Source organism: Streptomyces antimicrobicus (assembly GCF_020532625.1).
GTDB lineage: Bacteria > Actinomycetota > Actinomycetes > Streptomycetales > Streptomycetaceae > Streptomyces > Streptomyces antimicrobicus.
In genome coordinates this window covers 20341-34892 of record NZ_JAJAUY010000036.1, presented here as the reverse complement: position 1 = coordinate 34892, position 14552 = coordinate 20341, and the positions used below count along the sequence as shown (strand labels likewise).

Genomic DNA, 14552 nt, shown 5'->3' with positions numbered 1-14552 from the left:
GTGCTGTCCACGGGCCGGGCCGGGCCTGTGGAGTGCGTCTCGTGGTTTCGTACGGACGCCCCGCGGCGGCCGGATGCGACGAAGACCTCACCCGCCGGGCGCCCGGCCCTCTGGAACCGGCCCCTACCGAGCGGTAGCGTCGCCGCATGTTCGCTGCCTACGCCGCCCGAATCGACCGTGACCAGCCGCTGAGCGGCCTTGAGCTGGGCGAGCGCCCGGCCCCCGAGGCGCGCCCCGGCTGGGTGACCGTGAACGTCAAGGCCGCCTCCCTCAACCACCACGACCTGTGGTCGCTGCGCGGGGTCGGCCTCAGTGAGGACAAGCTCCCGATGATCCTCGGCTGCGACGCCGCCGGGATCGACCAGGACGGCAACGAGGTCGTCCTGCACTCCGTGATCGGCCAGTCGGGTCACGGGGTCGGGCCGGACGAGCCCCGCTCCATCCTGACCGAGCGCTACCAGGGGACGTTCGCCGAGCAGGTGAGCGTGCCGGCCTGGAACGTGCTGCCCAAGCCGGCCGGGCTGTCGTTCGAGGAGGCAGCCTGCCTGCCGACGGCGTGGCTGACGGCCTACCGGATGCTCTTCACCAACGCCGGGGTCCGCCCCGGCGACTCGGTGCTCGTGCAGGGCGCGGGCGGCGGCGTCGCGACCGCCGCCATCGCGCTGGGCCGGGCTGCGGGGCTGAGGGTCTTCGCCACGAGCCGCGACGAGGCCAAGCGCAAGCGGGCGGTGGAGCTGGGCGCCGTGGACGCGTTCGAGCCGGGGGCGCGGCTGCCGCACCGGGTGGACGCGGTGATCGAGACGGTCGGCGCGGCCACCTGGTCGCACTCCATCAAGTCGCTGCGCCCCGGCGGCACCCTGGTGATCTCCGGCGCGACGAGCGGCGACCGCCCGGCGCACGCCGAGCTGACCCGGATCTTCTTCCTGGAGCTGAAGGTGGTCGGCTCCACGATGGGCACGAAGGACGAGCTGGAGGACCTGCTGGCCTTCTGCCGGAACACGGGCCTGCGCCCGCTGATCGACCAGGTGCTGCCGCTGGACCGGGCCCGCGAGGGCTTCGCGAAGCTGGAGTCGGGCGACCTGTTCGGGAAGGTGGTCCTGACGGTCTGATCCGCCGCCCGGGCGGGGACCGGCCCGGCGGACGCCTCCGCGGACCGGCCCGGCGGGAACGCCCCCCGCGGGCCGGTCCGGCCTGTGCTGTCCGGGCCGGTCCGTCAGGCGCGCGGGCGCAGGGTCCGGTTCAGCTCGTCGATCGTGCGGCTCAGGCGGGTGTGGACCTGCTGGAGCTGGGACTCGGTCAGGCCGTGGTCGCGGGCGGCGTCCCGGACGTCGTCGCGGAAGCGGTCGAGCAGGCGGTCCAGGTCGCGCGCCGGGTCGCCGCTGCGCGGCAGATCGGTGGCCCACGGCGGGACCGGGGCGCCCGGCACCGGCTCGTGCGCGGCCGGGGCCGGGCCGGGGGCCGGGGCCGGCGGGGCGCCCAGCCACGTGCCCAGCTTCTCCGTGAAGTCGGACAGGCCGGCGGCCATGCCGGACATGCCCGACTTCGAGAACTGCTCGTGGAACTGCCGGGCCATCCGCTGGACCTCTTCGCGGGCGCGATCCTGCGCCTCCTTGGCCTGCCTGCGGGCGGCCTGGGCCTCCTCGCGGGCGCGGCGGCTCTCGTCCTTGGCGCGGCGGGCCTGCTCCTTCCACTCGTGCTTGGCGCGGCGCAGTTCCTCCTTCGCCACCCGCCAGGACTCGTCCTCGACGTGCGTCTGGGAGGCGGAGGCCGCCGCGCGCATCTCGCGGCGCAGATCGCCGGCCGCCCCGCGGACGTCGGCCCGGATCTCGGCGGCCAGCTCCGAGACCGAGTCGCGGATCTCCAGCTCCAGGTCGGCGAGTTCCCCGCTGCGGTCGGCCAGTTCGGCGCGGCCCGCGTCGGTGATCGAGTAGACCTTGCGGCCGCCTTCGCTGGCGTGCGTGACCAGGCCCTCGGCCTCCAGCTTGGACAGCCGCGGGTAGACCGTGCCGGCGGAGGGCGCGTACAGCCCCTGGAAGCGCTCCTCCAGCAGCCGGATCACCTCGTAGCCGTGGCGGGGCGCCTCGTCCAGGAGCTTGAGCAGGTACAGGCGGAGGCGGCCGTGGGCGAAGACGGGCGGCATGTCAGAGCACCTTCTTGTCGAGCGGGAGGGGAGCCGCGTCGTCCGCGTCCTGGGGGCGGCGCAGCAGGGCGATGGCTCCGGAGACGGTGGTGGCCCGCAGCGTCCCGGTCCCGGCGCCCAGGGTGCCGGTGATCCGCTTGGCGCCCATCTGGCCGGAGACCCGCAGGTCCTCGAAGGCGTTGGAGATCCCGCCGCTGGCGGTGTTGGCCTCCACGCGGGCGTCCGCCGGGTGCGGCAGCCGGATGGCGACCTCGCCCGACACGGAGTTCAGCGCGATGTCCACCGGCTCGGCCCGGTCCGGGCCGAGGTCGAGGAGCATGTCGCCGCTGACCGACTCCGCCCGTACGCTCACGCCCGCGCCGTCCACGACGGTCAGTGCGCCCGAGACGGAGCGGAAGCCGAGCTCACCGGTGACCGCCTGGGCCTCCACGCTGCCGGAGACCGTGTGGGCCCTGGTCCGGCCGGACAACCGCACCAGCGTGGTGTCGCCCGAGACCCCGGTCACCTGCGTGTCACCGGTGATGCCGGAGACGAAGGCGGCGGCGCCCACGGCGGCCACCTGGACCCGGGTGGCCGGCGGGACGGTGACGGTGACGACCGCGCTGCGTTCCCAGGCCTTGCGACCGCCGGTGGAGGTGCGCCACTTGGTCCACGGCCTGCTCTCCAGCCAGGAGCCGAAGGTCTGGGTCCCGTTCCAGGGCAGGTCCTCGTAGGAGACGGTGAGGACGCCGTCGTCCTGGACGACCTGCAGCGGGTGGCCGTCGATCTCCGCCACCTCCAGGCGGGCAGGTCCCTCGTCGGAGGCGACCACGTTGACCGTGCCGCCGACGATCCGGACGCGCAACTCCGCCACCGGTTCGTCGAAGGTCAGCTTCCGGGGACCGCCGACCGACCACGTGGACTGCTCTGCCATGGCTGATCCTCCTCGCAACATATCGCGTCTCTACGGACACACGATATATCGCGGCTTGGGGAAGTCAAGGGCCGTCGCGATACAGCGCGAGAACGGGATCCGGCCGCGCGGCACCCGCCGGAAGGCGCCGGTCCACCCGGTGGTTTCAGGCCGATTCCAGCAACGGGCTGCCGGCCCGGCGCAGCCAGGCCCGGTACGACGGCGTGCTCAGCGCGACCTCGCGGTAGGCCTCCCGCAGGTCGGCGTAGGCCTCGGCGTGACTGCCGGGGCGGGTGGCGAGCAGCAGGCGGACGGCCAGGGGGTCCCCGTGCAGGGGCCGGATCGCCATGTCCTCGCGCGCCCCGGACGTCGGCTGGCAGGGCGCGACCGCCTCGCCGGAGACGATCAGGGAGGCCGCGGTGTGGTAGTCGGCGTGCAGCAGCGGCGGGTCGAGGCCCGCCTCGGCGAGGACGCGGCGCAGGCCGTCCCACTCGCCGTCGACGGAAGGGTCCACCATCCAGCGGTCGTCGGCCAGTTCGCGCAGGTGGACCACGTCGTTGCGGGCCGCTGGATGGTCGGGGGACATGGAGACGAACTGCGGCTCGCGCTCCATCAGCACCCGCACCTGCAGGCCCTCCGGCACCCGTAAGGGGAAGCCCTCCACCTCGTGGACGAAGGCCACGTCCAGCTGCCCGGCCGCCACCATCCGCAGCAGGGCGTTGCCCGAGACGTCCACGACGAGGGTGGTCTCCGTGTCCGGCAGCCGGCGGTGCAGCCGGCGCAGCCAGCCCGGCAGGGCGCGGCTGGCGGTCGAGCCGATGCGCAGCCGGGGCCCGTGGGCCTGGGCGCGGGCCTCGGCGACGAGGGCGTCCATCTCGGCGAGCAGCGGGCGGGCCCGGCCCAGCACGGTCCGGCCGAAGGGGGTGGGACGGCAACCGGTGCGCTCGCGCAGGAACAGTTCGCCCTCCAGGGCCCGTTCGATGCGCCGCAGCTGGGTCGTCAGCGAGGGCTGGCTCACACCGAGCTGCCGCGCCGCCTTGTGCAGACTGCCGGCGTCGGCGATCGCGCACAGGGCGCGCAGATGCCTCACCTCGAGCTCCATGGCCCGAAGGGTAGTTCGACCCCGACGGACCGCACCAGCCACCGAGATCCCCTCAAATCCCGCCATTCTCACGCCCGTTGCCCGCCCGAAACCTTCCGATAGCCTCGCGTTATCGGGCGTTGGCATCATCCGGCGGCCCCGCATGCTCCCGCACACTCCGGTACCGGAACGCACCACCCCCCACACCGGAAAGCAGGATCTTCCATGCGCAATCCCCGAACGGCCGTGCTGGCCGGCGCACTCGGTCTCGGTCTCGCCGCCGCGCTCGGCATCGCGCCCGTCGCGGGCGCCGCATCGGCTCCCGCCGGGAACGCCGCCTCGTACGCCGCCTACGAGCGCTCGCAGGAGAACGCCGACAACAACCGCGCCTTCTTCGAGGCCGTGCAGCGCGCGGTGGCCGACGAGCGCGCCAAGAACCCCGGCGCCCTTGCGGTCACCGTCACCTACAACACCCGCAACGCGCCGAGCTTCCGGACCCAGATAGCCCGCTCCACCCAGATCTGGAACAGCTCGGTCTCCAACGTCAAGCTCCAGGAGGTGTCCTCGGGCGGCAGCTTCGCCTACTACGAGGGCAACGACTCGCGCGGCTCGTACGCGAGCACCGACGGCCACGGCCGCGGCTACATCTTCCTGGACTACCGGCAGAACCAGCAGTACAACTCCACCCGGGTCACGGCCCACGAGACCGGCCACGTACTCGGCCTGCCGGACCACTACTCGGGCCCGTGCAGCGAGCTGATGTCGGGCGGCGGCCCGGGCACCTCCTGCCAGAACGCCCAGCCGAACGCGACGGAGCGGGCCAGGGTGGACCAGCTCTGGCGCAACGGCCTGGCCGCCGCCCAGCGCTAGGGCGCTCCGGCCGGATCAGGGCTCCGGCCGGTCGTACGCGGGGCAGTCCGGGTTCTTGCAGGGGCCCGGGACCCACTCGGGCACGAAGATCCCGAGGTGCTTGCTCCGCCTGATCACCGTCTCCACGGGGCGGCCGCATGCCGGGCAGTGCGCGATCTCGCGCCCCGCCCGGGCCGCGGCCGCCCCGTGGGCGCGTTCCTCATGTCGACCGGTCATACCTCCACGGTAGGCCGGTTCCGCCCGATCAGCGCCGGCGCGCGTACGCCGACACGGTCTGCCCGCCGGGGAAGGACTCGACGCGGGTGAGCTCCAGCCCCCGCAGCGCGAAGCCGGCCCGCGACATGGGCATGCCGGTGCCGAGGAGGACCGGGTAGGTCTTGACGACGAAGGCGTCGATCTCGTCCACCAGCTGCGCGGCCAGGTCCGCCCCGCCGCACAGCCAGATCCCCAGGCCGGGGCGCTGCTTGAGCTCGCGCACGCGGGCCACGACGTCGCCGCTGATCAGCTGGACGGCCGGATCGGGGGACCCGGCCAGGGAGCGGCTGACGACGTACTGCTCCAGGTGCCCGTAGGGACTGGTGACGCCGTCCTTGAGGCCCACGTCGTAGGTGCCGCGGCCCATGATCACCGTGTCGAAGTGCCGGGCCGGGGTGTCGGCGCCGAGGCCGAGCTGGGCGTGCACGTGGGTCGGGATGGTCTCGGGGTACTCGGCGGCGAGCCACCGGGCGTACTCGCGGTCCACCATGCGGTTGAAGAACTCGCCGTCGCCGTCGGGGGCTCCGATGAAGCCGTCGACGGAGGTGGCGACGAAGTACGTGAGGGTGCGCAAGCGCGGTTCCTTTTCGGGTCGGCGTCGGCGAAGCGTGATGAGCGGTGCACCCACCGTACGCGCAATGAAGTGGTCATGCCATGGCTTGCGGCTTGCGCCACATGGGCCACATCAGCGGCCCGTCCGGCAGCCGTACCGCCGTGCCGGTGAATTCCCAGCCGAGCCGCTCGTACAGCCGCATGCTCCGCTCCGAGCTCGCCTCCAGGTACGCGGGCAGCCCCTCGCGGTCGCAGCGCTCCAGCACCGGCCGCATCAGCTCGGTGCCGAGGCCCTCCCCCTGGCGGCCGGGCCTGACGGCGATCATCAGCAGGTACTCGTGCTCCTCCGCCGTCGGGTGGACCTCGCCGGTGAGCCGGCCGACCAGTTCGCAGCGCTCGTTGTCCGGGTCGGCCGCCGCCCGCATCCGCGCCGGGACCTCGTCCTCGCCCTCCGGCTCCCCCGCCGGGATCCGCAGCCAGAGCGCGGCCGCCGAGCCGTCGGCGGCGTAGTCGATCCGGCCCTCCTCCAGGGCGACGTCCACGAAGACCCCGAGGAACTTCCCGTGCACCGCGCGGCGGTGGGCCGGGTCGGGGAAGACCCAGCTGCTGACCGGGTCCTCCTGGAAGGCCTCGTCGAGGAGGGCCGCGACCGCGTCCCGGTCCGCCTGCTCCGCCTGGCGTATCTCCAGCCCCACTGTTCTCACCCTTCACCGGATCATCAACTGCGTGCGGCGATCCTAGAGTTGGGCCGAACAGGCAGAAAGACCTGTTCCGGCACGTCAGGTACCGGAACAGGCCTTGCGCGTCAGCGCTTGGTGCGCGTCAGCGCTTGGTGCGCGTCAGCGCTTGGTGCGCGTCGGCACGTCAACGCGCTCCTGCGCGTCGGCTCCCGCGCGTCAACGCGTCCTGCGCGTCACGAACTCCGCCAGCGCCAGCAGCCCGCCCGCGGCCGCCAGGTCCGGCACGGCCCGGGACAGCTGCTGCACCGCCCGGCCCATCCGGTCCGCGGCATGGGCCTGCGCCCAGTCGCGGCCGCCGGCCCGGTCCACGGCGTCCGCGGCCCGGCGTACGTCGTCCCCGTCCATGGGGCCGGCGTACAGGGCCGCCAGCTCCTTCCCGGCCGCGGTGCCGGAGGTGAGGGCGGCCACGACCGGCAGCGACTTCTTGCGGGCGATCAGATCGGCCCCGGCCGGTTTGCCCGTGTGCTGCGGATCGCCCCAGATGCCGAGCAGGTCGTCGATCAGCTGGAAGGCGAGCCCGGCCTCCCGCCCGAAGGCGTCCATGGCGTCGACCTCGTCCGGGCCGGCCCCGGCGTACAGCGCGCCCATGGCGCACGCGCACCCCAGCAGCGCCCCGGTCTTGGCCATGGCCATGGTCAGGCACTCGTCGAGCGGGACGTGCGCGCGGCCCTCGAAGGCGCAGTCGGCCTGCTGGCCGGCGCACAGCTCGACGATGCAGGCCGACAGCCGGGCCGAGGCCGCCGCCGCCCCCGGGTGCGGGTCCTCGGCCAGGAGCCGGTGGGCCAGGGACATCATGGCGTCGCCGGTGATGATGGCGTCCGGCGTGCCGAAGACCGTCCAGGCGGTGGCCCGGCCGCGCCGGCGGACGTCCTCGTCGACGACGTCGTCGTGGAGCAGCGTGAAGTTGTGCGCCAGCTCCACGGCCACCGCCGCGGGGACGGCGTCCTGCGGCCGCCCGCCCAGCGCCCGGGCCGCGGCGAGCACCAGGGCGGGCCGGATGGCCTTGCCCGCCTGCCCGGCGGCCGGGGTGCCGTCGGCGTTCTCCCACCCGAAGTGGTACATCGCCACCCGCCGCATGCCGCCGGGCAGGCTCTCCACGGCGCGGCGCAGCTGCGGGTCGACCGTTTCTCTGGTGTGGTCCAGGAGGGCCGCGGCCTCCTGGCCCTCACCGGTCGCTACGGCGTTCAGCGCCAGCGGCCGATCTCGACGTTCTCGAGCACGCCGAGGGCGTCCGGCACGAGGACCGCGGCCGAGAAGTAGGCGGTGACGAGGTAGGAGATGATCGCCTGCTCGTCGATGCCCATGAAGCGGCACGACAGGCTCGGCTCGATCTCGTCCGGCAGGCCGGGCTGGTGCAGGCCGATCACGCCCTGGTCCTGCTCGCCGGTGCGCATGCACAGGATGGACGTGGTGCGCTCGTCACTGATGGGGATCTTGTCGCACGGGAAGATCGGCACCCCGCGCCAGGCCTGCACCCTGGTGCCCGCGACGTCGACGGTCTCGGGGTAGAGCCCGCGCTTGTTGCACTCGCGGCCGAAGGCGGCGATGGCCTTGGGGTGGGCGAGGAAGAGCTTGGAGTCGCGCCGCATGCTCAGCAGGGCGTCGAGGTCGTCCGGACCGGGCACGCCGTCGTGCGGCTGGATGCGCTGCTCGTAGTCGGCGTTGTGGAGCAGCCCGAACTCCCGGTTGTTGAGCATCTCGTGCTCCTGGCGCTCGCGCAGCGCCTCGACCGTCAGCCGCAACTGCTGCTCGGTCTGGTTCATCGGCTGGTTGTAGAGGTCGGCGACGCGCGTGTGCACCCGCAGGACCGTTTGTGCAATGGAGAGTTCGTACTCGCGCGGCCTGGCCTCGTAGTCGACGTACGTGCCCGGCAGCACGGGCTCGCCGACATGGCCGGCGGAGAGGTCGATGGCCGCCTCGCCGAAGGCGTTGGTGCGCCGGTCCGAGCGCGCGCCGACCTGCGCCACGTGGGCGCGCAGGGAGTCGACGCGGTCGGCGAGGAGCTGGAAGTCCTGGCGGCTGAGGACGAGCGCGGTGCCGGGGGTGGCGGCGCGGGCCGTGAACTCCCAGATGGCCTCGTCGTCGGCGAGGCTGTCCTCGCCGAAGTACGCGCCGTCGGCGACGGTGCGCAGCACGGCGTCGTCGCCGTACGGGCCGGGGCCGATCTGGTCGATGCGGCCGTGGGCGAGCAGGAAGACCTGGTCGGAGGGGCTTCCGAACGAGGTCAGCTCCTGCCCGGCCGCGAAGTCGATCTGCGTGCACCGCTGGGCGAGCTCGGTGAGCACCTCCAGGTCCTCGTAGTCGCGCAGCAGCGGCAGCTCGCCGAGCTCGGCGGGGATGACCTGGACCTGGTCACCGGTCTTGACGAAGGTCACGCGGCCGTCGCCGACCGTGTAGCTCAGCCGCCGGTTCACCCGGTACGTGCCACCCTGCACCGACACCCACGGGAGCATCCTCAGCAGCCACCGGGAGGTGATCTCCTGCATCTGGGGCGCGGACTTGGTGGTGGTTGCCAAGTTCCGTGCGGCCGAGGTCGCGAGACTGCGCTGCGGCGTGGTGACCTCGGGTTCGGAACCTGCCTGGACCGACATGGAATTCCCTTTCGACAGCCATGTGACTCTGCGACGGCAGCCTTGCAGGACGCAACGTGACGGGGCCATTACACAAAAGGGTGGGACTACTCGGGCCGCGTCTGGGCACTGTTGCGGGTCCCGCCCCTCCCGCGCGGCGCCGGCGACGTACGCCTTTCGGCCACGCCACCGGACCGGTGGCGCGGGCGACTTAATTTGCTTCCGCCATACCAGTTTCCGTACGGTGCCCTCATGCGGCTCACCCGATTCACCGACCTGGCCCTGCGCGTGCTGATGCGCCTGGCCGTCGAGGAGGCGGACCTGCCCACCACGCGCGAGGTGGCGGCGGCCATGCAGGTCCCGTACACCCACACCGCCAAGGTGGTCGCCCGGCTCCAGCACCTCGGCCTGGTCGAGGCCCGGCGCGGCCGCGGCGGCGGGCTCACGCTCACCGCCGCCGGGCGGGCGGCGTCCGTCGGCGGCGTCGTCCGCGAACTGGAAGGCGCGGGCGACGTGGTGGAGTGCGAGGGCGCCACCCCGTGCCCCCTGCGTTCCGCGTGCCTGCTGCGCGGCGCGCTGCGCCGGGCGCAGGAGGCGTTCTTCGCCGCGCTGGACCCGCTGACGGTGGACGACCTGGTGGCGCCTCCGACCGGCCCGCTGCTGCTGGGCATCGGAACGGGACCGGGGAGCTCCACGACGTAGTCGCCCAGCGCCCCTGCCCTCCCCCACCGGGTGGCCGATTCCGGCCCGCGAACGCGTGTCCGCACCCCCACGCCCGAAAACACTCATCCCTTATACCAATTACAGGAGCCGGAGACCCGATGCTGTCCGAGACGTCCACCGCGACCGTACGCGCCACCCTCCCCGCCGTCGGGGCGGCCCTCGGCGACATCACCGACCTCTTCTACCGCAAGCTCTTCGCCGCCCATCCGGAGCTGCTGCGCGACCTGTTCAACCGCGGCAACCAGGCCGCCGGCCTGCAGAAGCAGGCCCTCGCCGGCTCGATCGCCGCCTTCGCGACGTACCTGGTCGAGCACCCGGAGTCCCGCCCCGACGTGATGCTGAACCGCATCGCGCACAAGCACGCCTCACTGGGCGTCACGCGCGAGCAGTACCCGATCGTCCACCGCCACCTCTTCGCGGCGATCGCCGAGGTCCTCGGCGAGGCGGTCACCCCGGAGGTCGCCGCGGCCTGGGACGAGGTCTACTGGCTCATGGCCAACGCCCTCATCGCCGCCGAGGAGCGCCTCTACGCCGCCCAGCAGGTGGCGGCGGGCGACGTCTGGCGCACCTGGCGGGTCCTCGACCGGACCGAGGAGACGGCCGACTGCACCACCTTCCGGCTGGTCCCGGCCGACGGCGCCCCGGCCCCCGGCTTCCGGCCCGGCCAGTACGTCTCCGTCCAGGTCGAACTGGCCGACGGGGCACGGCAGATCCGCCAGTACAGCCTGTCGTGCGCCCCCGGGTCCGAGGTCCGCTCCCTCACCGTCAAGCGGGTGCACGGCCCGGCGGCCGGCGGCCCCGACGGCGAGGTCTCGCAGCACCTGCACGACCGGGTCCACCCCGGCGACACGCTGCGCGTCTCGGCCCCGTACGGCGACCTGGTCCTGACCGACACCTCCGCCCCGCTGCTGCTGGCCTCGGCGGGCATCGGCTGCACGCCGATGCTGTCGATGCTGGAGCACCTGGCCGAGACCGGCCACCCGTCCCCGGTCACCGTGGTCCACGGCGACCGCTCCCCCGCCGACCACGCGCTGCGCACCGAGCACCGGGCGCTCGCGCGGAAGCTGGCGGACGCCGAGGTCCTGTTCTGGTACGAGCGGGACGCCACACCCGAGGACCGCGCCGGCCGCGTGGACCTCTCGGGGCTCGCGCCGGCTCCCGGCACCCTGGCCTACCTGTGCGGCCCGCTCCCGTTCATGCGCGCGGTGCGCGAACAGCTGCTGGCCAAGGGCCTCCCGGCGGCCGACATCCACTACGAGGTCTTCGGCCCCGACCTGTGGCCGGCATCGACCTGACGTCTGGCCGGAACCCGCCCTAGCCGCGGAAGGCCACCCTCCACTACACCGGAAAGTAACGGCGTGAACACACACCGTGTCCACGCCGTCGCACCGCAGAGGAGGTGGCCATGGCCGCGCCCATGTCCGCAGGACGCTTCGCCGGCGCCCTGCGCGCCGAAGGCCTGACCGTCGTCGAGGTGGGTGCCTGGCGCACCCACAACCGCAACCACAAGGGACCGTGGGGCCCCGTCCACGGCGTGATGATCCACCACACCGTCACCCGGGGCACCGCCGCCACCGTACGGATCTGCCGCGAGGGCGACGCCCGGCTCCCGGGCCCGCTGTGCCACGGCGTGATCACCAAGGACGGCCGCGTCCACCTGGTCGGCTACGGCCGCGCCAACCACGCCGGGCTCGGCGACCACGACGTCCTGGCGGCCGTGATCGCCGAACGGGCCCTGCCCCCGGACAACCAGGCCGACACCGACGGCAACCGCCACTTCTACGGCTTCGAGTGCGAGAACCTCGGTGACGGCGAGGACCCCTGGCCGGAGGTCCAGCTCGACGCCATGGCCCGCGCGGCGGCCGCGCTGTGCCGCGTCCACGGCTGGACGGCCCGCTCGGTCATCGGCCACCGGGAGTGGCAGCCGGGCAAGGTCGACCCGAGGGGCTTCACCATGGCGGCGTTCCGCGACCGCGTCCACGACCGCCTGGCATGAACCGTCCCCGGTCCCCGGCCGCACGGCGCCGGGGACCGCGCCCGGCGGGCGCGCCCGGCGGGTTCCACAATGGACGGGTGAACCGCTCCGTGGACCTCGACCTGCTGTTGCAGCCGCGCCTGCCCTCGCCCGTGCAGGAGGTCCGCGACGAGCGGTTCGAGCGTTACGGGGTGCGGCTGGTGCTCAAACGGGACGATCTGGTGCATCCGCAGCTGCCCGGGAACAAGTGGCGCAAGCTGGCGCCCAACCTTCGGGTGGCGCTGGCGGACGGGGTCGGCCGGATCGTGACGTTCGGCGGGGCCTATTCGAACCATCTGCGGGCCACGGCCGCCGCCGGGCGGCTGCTCGGGATCCCCACCGTCGGGGTGGTGCGCGGGGAGGAGCTGGCCGGGCGGCCGCTCAACGCCTCGCTCGCGCGGTGCGCGGCCGACGGGATGCGGCTGCACTTCGTGCCGCGCTCGCTCTACCGCCGCAAGGCCGAGCCCGAGGTGCTGGCCGGGCTGCTGGCGCAGGCGGGGGCGCAGGGGGCGTACGTCGTCCCCGAGGGCGGCAGCAACGCCGCCGCGGTGGCCGGGTGCGCGGAGCTGGGCCGGGAACTGCGCGGCGCGGCGGACGTGGTGGCCGTCGCGTGCGGCACCGGGGGCACCCTGGCCGGGCTGGCGGCCGGGCTGGGCGCCGGGCAGCGGGCCGTGGGGGTGCCGGTGCTGGAGGGCGGCTTCCTGGCGGCGGAGATACGTTCCCTCCAGCGCGCCGCGTTCGAGGCGCCGCCGGCCAACTGGGAGCTGGCCGAGGGCTACGCCTGGGGCGGCTACGCCCGCGTGCCGCAGGCGCTGGAGGCGTTCGCGGCCGACTTCGAGCAGCGGCACCAGCTGCCCGTGGAGCGCGTCTACGTCGCCAAACTGCTCCACGCGCTCACCGACCTCACCGCCGCCGGCCGCTTCCCCACCGGCACCACCCTGGCGGCCGTCGTCACCGGCCACCCGGAGCCCTCCGGCCCCGGGTAGCCGGCCCGGCCCCGCGTAGCCGGACCGGCCCCGCGTAGCCGGACCGGCCGTGCGTAGCCTCACCGGCCCCGCGCAGGCGGACCGGGCCCGCGTAGCCGGATCGACCGCGCGGCCGGACAGCCGGACCGCGCCGGCCGCCCGGTGGCCTACGCCGTCTCCTCCCGGTAGGCCGCCGCCTCCTCCAGGTCCAGTCTGCGCAGCAGCACGCGGAGCATCTCGTCGTCGATGCGGCGGGCGTCGCGCAAGGCCACGAAGACCTCCCGCTCGGCCTCGATCATCTCGCGGGCCAGCCGGCGGTAGACGTCGTCCGCCGATTCGCCCGTGACCGGGTTCGCCTCGCCCAGCCGCTCCCACACGGCGTTGCGCCGCCGCTCCAGCACGCCCCGCAGCCGGTCCGCCAGCGGCGGCGGCAGGGCGTTGGCGGGGTCCTCCAGGAGTTCGGCGAGGCGTTCCTCCGCCGCCCGGGAGGCTTCGCTCTGGGCCTGGGCCTCGGCCAGGGTCTCGGCCCGGGTGTCGCGCGGGGGCAGCCGCAGGAGCCGGATCAGCGGGGGCAGGGTCAGGCCCTGGACCACCAGGGTGCCGATCACGGTGGTGAAGGTGAGCAGCAGGATCAGGTTGCGGTGGGGCACGTCCATCGGCACGGAGAACGCGATGGCCAGCGAGACCACGCCGCGCATCCCCGCCCAGCCGACGATGACGGGCGACTTCCAGGTGGTGTCCGGCTCCCGCTCGCGGATCCGCGCGGACAGCCACCGCGGCACGAACGTCGCCGGGAACACCCACACGTACCGGGCGACGACCACCGCCAGGAACACCGCGACCGCGTACCAGGCCGCGGCCGCCCCCTCGTACTCGTCCAGGCCCCGCAGCACCACCGGCAGCTGGAGGCCGATCAGGGCGAAGACCACCGACTCCAGCAGGAAGGCGATCATCTTCCACACGGCCGCCTCCTGCAGTCGCGTGGCGAAGTCCACCTGCCAGCTGCGGTGCCCGAGGTACAGCGCCACCACCACGACCGCCAGCACGCCCGAGGCGTGCAGCCGTTCGGCCACCGCGTACGCGACGAACGGGATGAGCAGCGACAGGGTGTTCTGCAGCAGCGGCTCGCGCAGCCGCGTGCGCAGGTGGTGGATCGGCACCATCAGGACCAGGCCGACGCCGACGCCGCCCACCGAGGCCAGCAGGAACTCCACGACCCCGCCCGCCCAGCCGGCCCCCTCGCCGACGACGGCCGCGAGCGCCACCTTGTACGCGGTGATGGCGGTGGCGTCGTTGACCAGGGACTCCCCCTGCAGGATCGTCGTGATCCGCGGCGGCAGCCCCAGCCGCCGGGCGATCGCGGTCGCGGCGACCGCGTCCGGCGGGGCGATCACGGCGCCCAGCACCAGCGCGACCGTCAGCGACAGCCCCGGCACCACCAGGTACGTCACGTAGCCGACGGCCAGCGTCGCGAAGAGCACGTAGCCGACGGACAGCAGCGCCACCGGCCGCACGTTGGCCCGCAGGTCCAGGTAGGACGAGTCCACCGCGGCCGTGTAGAGCAGCGGCGGCAGCAGCAGCGGGAGCACCACGTGCGGGTCGAGCGCGTACGACGGCACCCCCGGCAGGTAGGCGGCCACCAGCCCGACCGCGACGAGCAGCAGGGGCGCCGGTACCGGGGTGCGCCGGGCCAGGCCGGCGACGGCGGCGCTCCCCGCCACCAGGGCCACCAGCGGCAATACCTCCATCG

At 73.9% G+C, this 14552-nt stretch carries 15 protein-coding genes; 6 read left to right on the top strand and 9 right to left on the bottom strand.

All coding sequences use genetic code 11. The features are described 5' to 3' along the window. The first annotated feature begins 146 nt into the window (after positions 1-146). Positions 147-1109 (top strand): zinc-binding dehydrogenase, encoded by a 963-nt coding sequence (locus LG632_RS12335; RefSeq protein WP_226727043.1) that lies wholly within the window; start codon positions 147-149, stop codon positions 1107-1109. 104 nt (positions 1110-1213) lie between these two features. Here LG632_RS12335 and LG632_RS12330 read toward each other — a convergent pair whose 3' ends face one another. From LG632_RS12330 to LG632_RS12320, 3 genes are all read right to left on the bottom strand, one after another. Continuing rightward, positions 1214-2140, bottom strand: coding sequence for a PadR family transcriptional regulator (locus tag LG632_RS12330; protein ID WP_226727042.1), 927 nt, complete (start codon positions 2138-2140; stop codon positions 1214-1216). Position 2141: 1 nt separating this feature from the next. Next, positions 2142-3053 (bottom strand): DUF4097 family beta strand repeat-containing protein, encoded by a 912-nt coding sequence (locus LG632_RS12325; protein WP_226727041.1) that lies wholly within the window; start codon positions 3051-3053, stop codon positions 2142-2144. 145 nt (positions 3054-3198) lie between these two features. Continuing rightward, positions 3199-4134, bottom strand: a complete 936-nt coding sequence (locus tag LG632_RS12320; protein WP_226727040.1) for a LysR family transcriptional regulator — start codon at positions 4132-4134, stop codon at positions 3199-3201. Positions 4135-4338: 204 nt separating this feature from the next. Here LG632_RS12320 and snpA point away from each other — a divergent pair, with 204 nt between their 5' ends. After that, positions 4339-4983 (top strand): snapalysin, encoded by a 645-nt coding sequence (gene snpA / locus LG632_RS12315; RefSeq protein ID WP_226727039.1) that lies wholly within the window; start codon positions 4339-4341, stop codon positions 4981-4983. Positions 4984-4998: 15 nt separating this feature from the next. Here the strand turns inward: snpA and LG632_RS12310 are convergent, their stop codons facing one another. The 5 genes from LG632_RS12310 to LG632_RS12290 all read right to left on the bottom strand — a co-directional run bounded on the left by LG632_RS12310 (position 4999) and on the right by LG632_RS12290 (position 9121). Continuing rightward, the gene (locus LG632_RS12310) at positions 4999-5199 is read right to left on the bottom strand and encodes a hypothetical protein (RefSeq protein ID WP_226727060.1); all 201 of its coding nucleotides are present in this window, start codon (positions 5197-5199) and stop codon (positions 4999-5001) included. Between the two features lie 28 nt (positions 5200-5227). Then, positions 5228-5812, bottom strand: a complete 585-nt coding sequence (locus LG632_RS12305; protein WP_226727038.1) for a dihydrofolate reductase family protein — start codon at positions 5810-5812, stop codon at positions 5228-5230. Between the two features lie 73 nt (positions 5813-5885). Next, complete coding sequence (locus LG632_RS12300; RefSeq protein ID WP_226727058.1) at positions 5886-6485, bottom strand: GNAT family N-acetyltransferase; 600 nt, start codon at positions 6483-6485, stop codon at positions 5886-5888. A gap of 201 nt (positions 6486-6686) precedes the next feature. Beyond that, entirely contained in the window at positions 6687-7718 is a 1032-nt protein-coding gene (locus LG632_RS12295) for a family 2 encapsulin nanocompartment cargo protein polyprenyl transferase (RefSeq protein WP_226727057.1), read from the bottom strand. Beyond that, positions 7715-9121 (bottom strand): family 2B encapsulin nanocompartment shell protein, encoded by a 1407-nt coding sequence (locus LG632_RS12290; RefSeq protein ID WP_226727037.1) that lies wholly within the window; start codon positions 9119-9121, stop codon positions 7715-7717. The genes LG632_RS12295 and LG632_RS12290 overlap by 4 nt, the downstream gene beginning before the upstream one ends. Before the next feature lie 231 nt (positions 9122-9352). Between LG632_RS12290 and LG632_RS12285 the strand changes: the two genes are divergently transcribed. The 4 genes from LG632_RS12285 (at position 9353) to LG632_RS12270 (ending at position 12823) form a co-directional block, all read left to right on the top strand. Beyond that, complete coding sequence (locus tag LG632_RS12285) at positions 9353-9802, top strand: RrF2 family transcriptional regulator (protein WP_226727036.1); 450 nt, start codon at positions 9353-9355, stop codon at positions 9800-9802. A gap of 119 nt (positions 9803-9921) precedes the next feature. After that, entirely contained in the window at positions 9922-11118 is a 1197-nt protein-coding gene (locus tag LG632_RS12280) for a globin domain-containing protein (RefSeq protein WP_226727035.1), read from the top strand. Between the two features lie 110 nt (positions 11119-11228). Continuing rightward, positions 11229-11819 (top strand): N-acetylmuramoyl-L-alanine amidase, encoded by a 591-nt coding sequence (locus tag LG632_RS12275; RefSeq protein WP_226727034.1) that lies wholly within the window; start codon positions 11229-11231, stop codon positions 11817-11819. A 77-nt stretch (positions 11820-11896) separates the two neighbouring features. Beyond that, on the top strand, positions 11897-12823 hold the full coding sequence (locus LG632_RS12270; RefSeq protein ID WP_226727033.1) for a 1-aminocyclopropane-1-carboxylate deaminase/D-cysteine desulfhydrase: 927 nt from the start codon (positions 11897-11899) through the stop codon (positions 12821-12823). 146 nt (positions 12824-12969) lie between these two features. Here the strand turns inward: LG632_RS12270 and LG632_RS12265 are convergent, their stop codons facing one another. Next, positions 12970-14550, bottom strand: a complete 1581-nt coding sequence (locus tag LG632_RS12265; RefSeq protein ID WP_226727032.1) for a Na+/H+ antiporter — start codon at positions 14548-14550, stop codon at positions 12970-12972. Between the last annotated feature and the right edge of the window lie 2 nt (positions 14551-14552).

Coding starts and splice junctions, on each gene's coding strand:
- LG632_RS12335 (WP_226727043.1), top strand. CDS start 147: ATGTTCGCTGCCTACGCCGCCCGAATCGACCGTGACCAGCCGCTGAGC.
- LG632_RS12280 (WP_226727035.1), top strand. CDS start 9,922: ATGCTGTCCGAGACGTCCACCGCGACCGTACGCGCCACCCTCCCCGCC.
- snpA (WP_226727039.1), top strand. CDS start 4,339: ATGCGCAATCCCCGAACGGCCGTGCTGGCCGGCGCACTCGGTCTCGGT.
- LG632_RS12310 (WP_226727060.1), bottom strand. CDS start 5,199: ATGACCGGTCGACATGAGGAACGCGCCCACGGGGCGGCCGCGGCCCGG.
- LG632_RS12265 (WP_226727032.1), bottom strand. CDS start 14,550: ATGGAGGTATTGCCGCTGGTGGCCCTGGTGGCGGGGAGCGCCGCCGTC.
- LG632_RS12320 (WP_226727040.1), bottom strand. CDS start 4,134: ATGGAGCTCGAGGTGAGGCATCTGCGCGCCCTGTGCGCGATCGCCGAC.
- LG632_RS12275 (WP_226727034.1), top strand. CDS start 11,229: ATGGCCGCGCCCATGTCCGCAGGACGCTTCGCCGGCGCCCTGCGCGCC.
- LG632_RS12325 (WP_226727041.1), bottom strand. CDS start 3,053: ATGGCAGAGCAGTCCACGTGGTCGGTCGGCGGTCCCCGGAAGCTGACC.
- LG632_RS12285 (WP_226727036.1), top strand. CDS start 9,353: ATGCGGCTCACCCGATTCACCGACCTGGCCCTGCGCGTGCTGATGCGC.
- LG632_RS12330 (WP_226727042.1), bottom strand. CDS start 2,140: ATGCCGCCCGTCTTCGCCCACGGCCGCCTCCGCCTGTACCTGCTCAAG.
- LG632_RS12290 (WP_226727037.1), bottom strand. CDS start 9,121: ATGTCGGTCCAGGCAGGTTCCGAACCCGAGGTCACCACGCCGCAGCGC.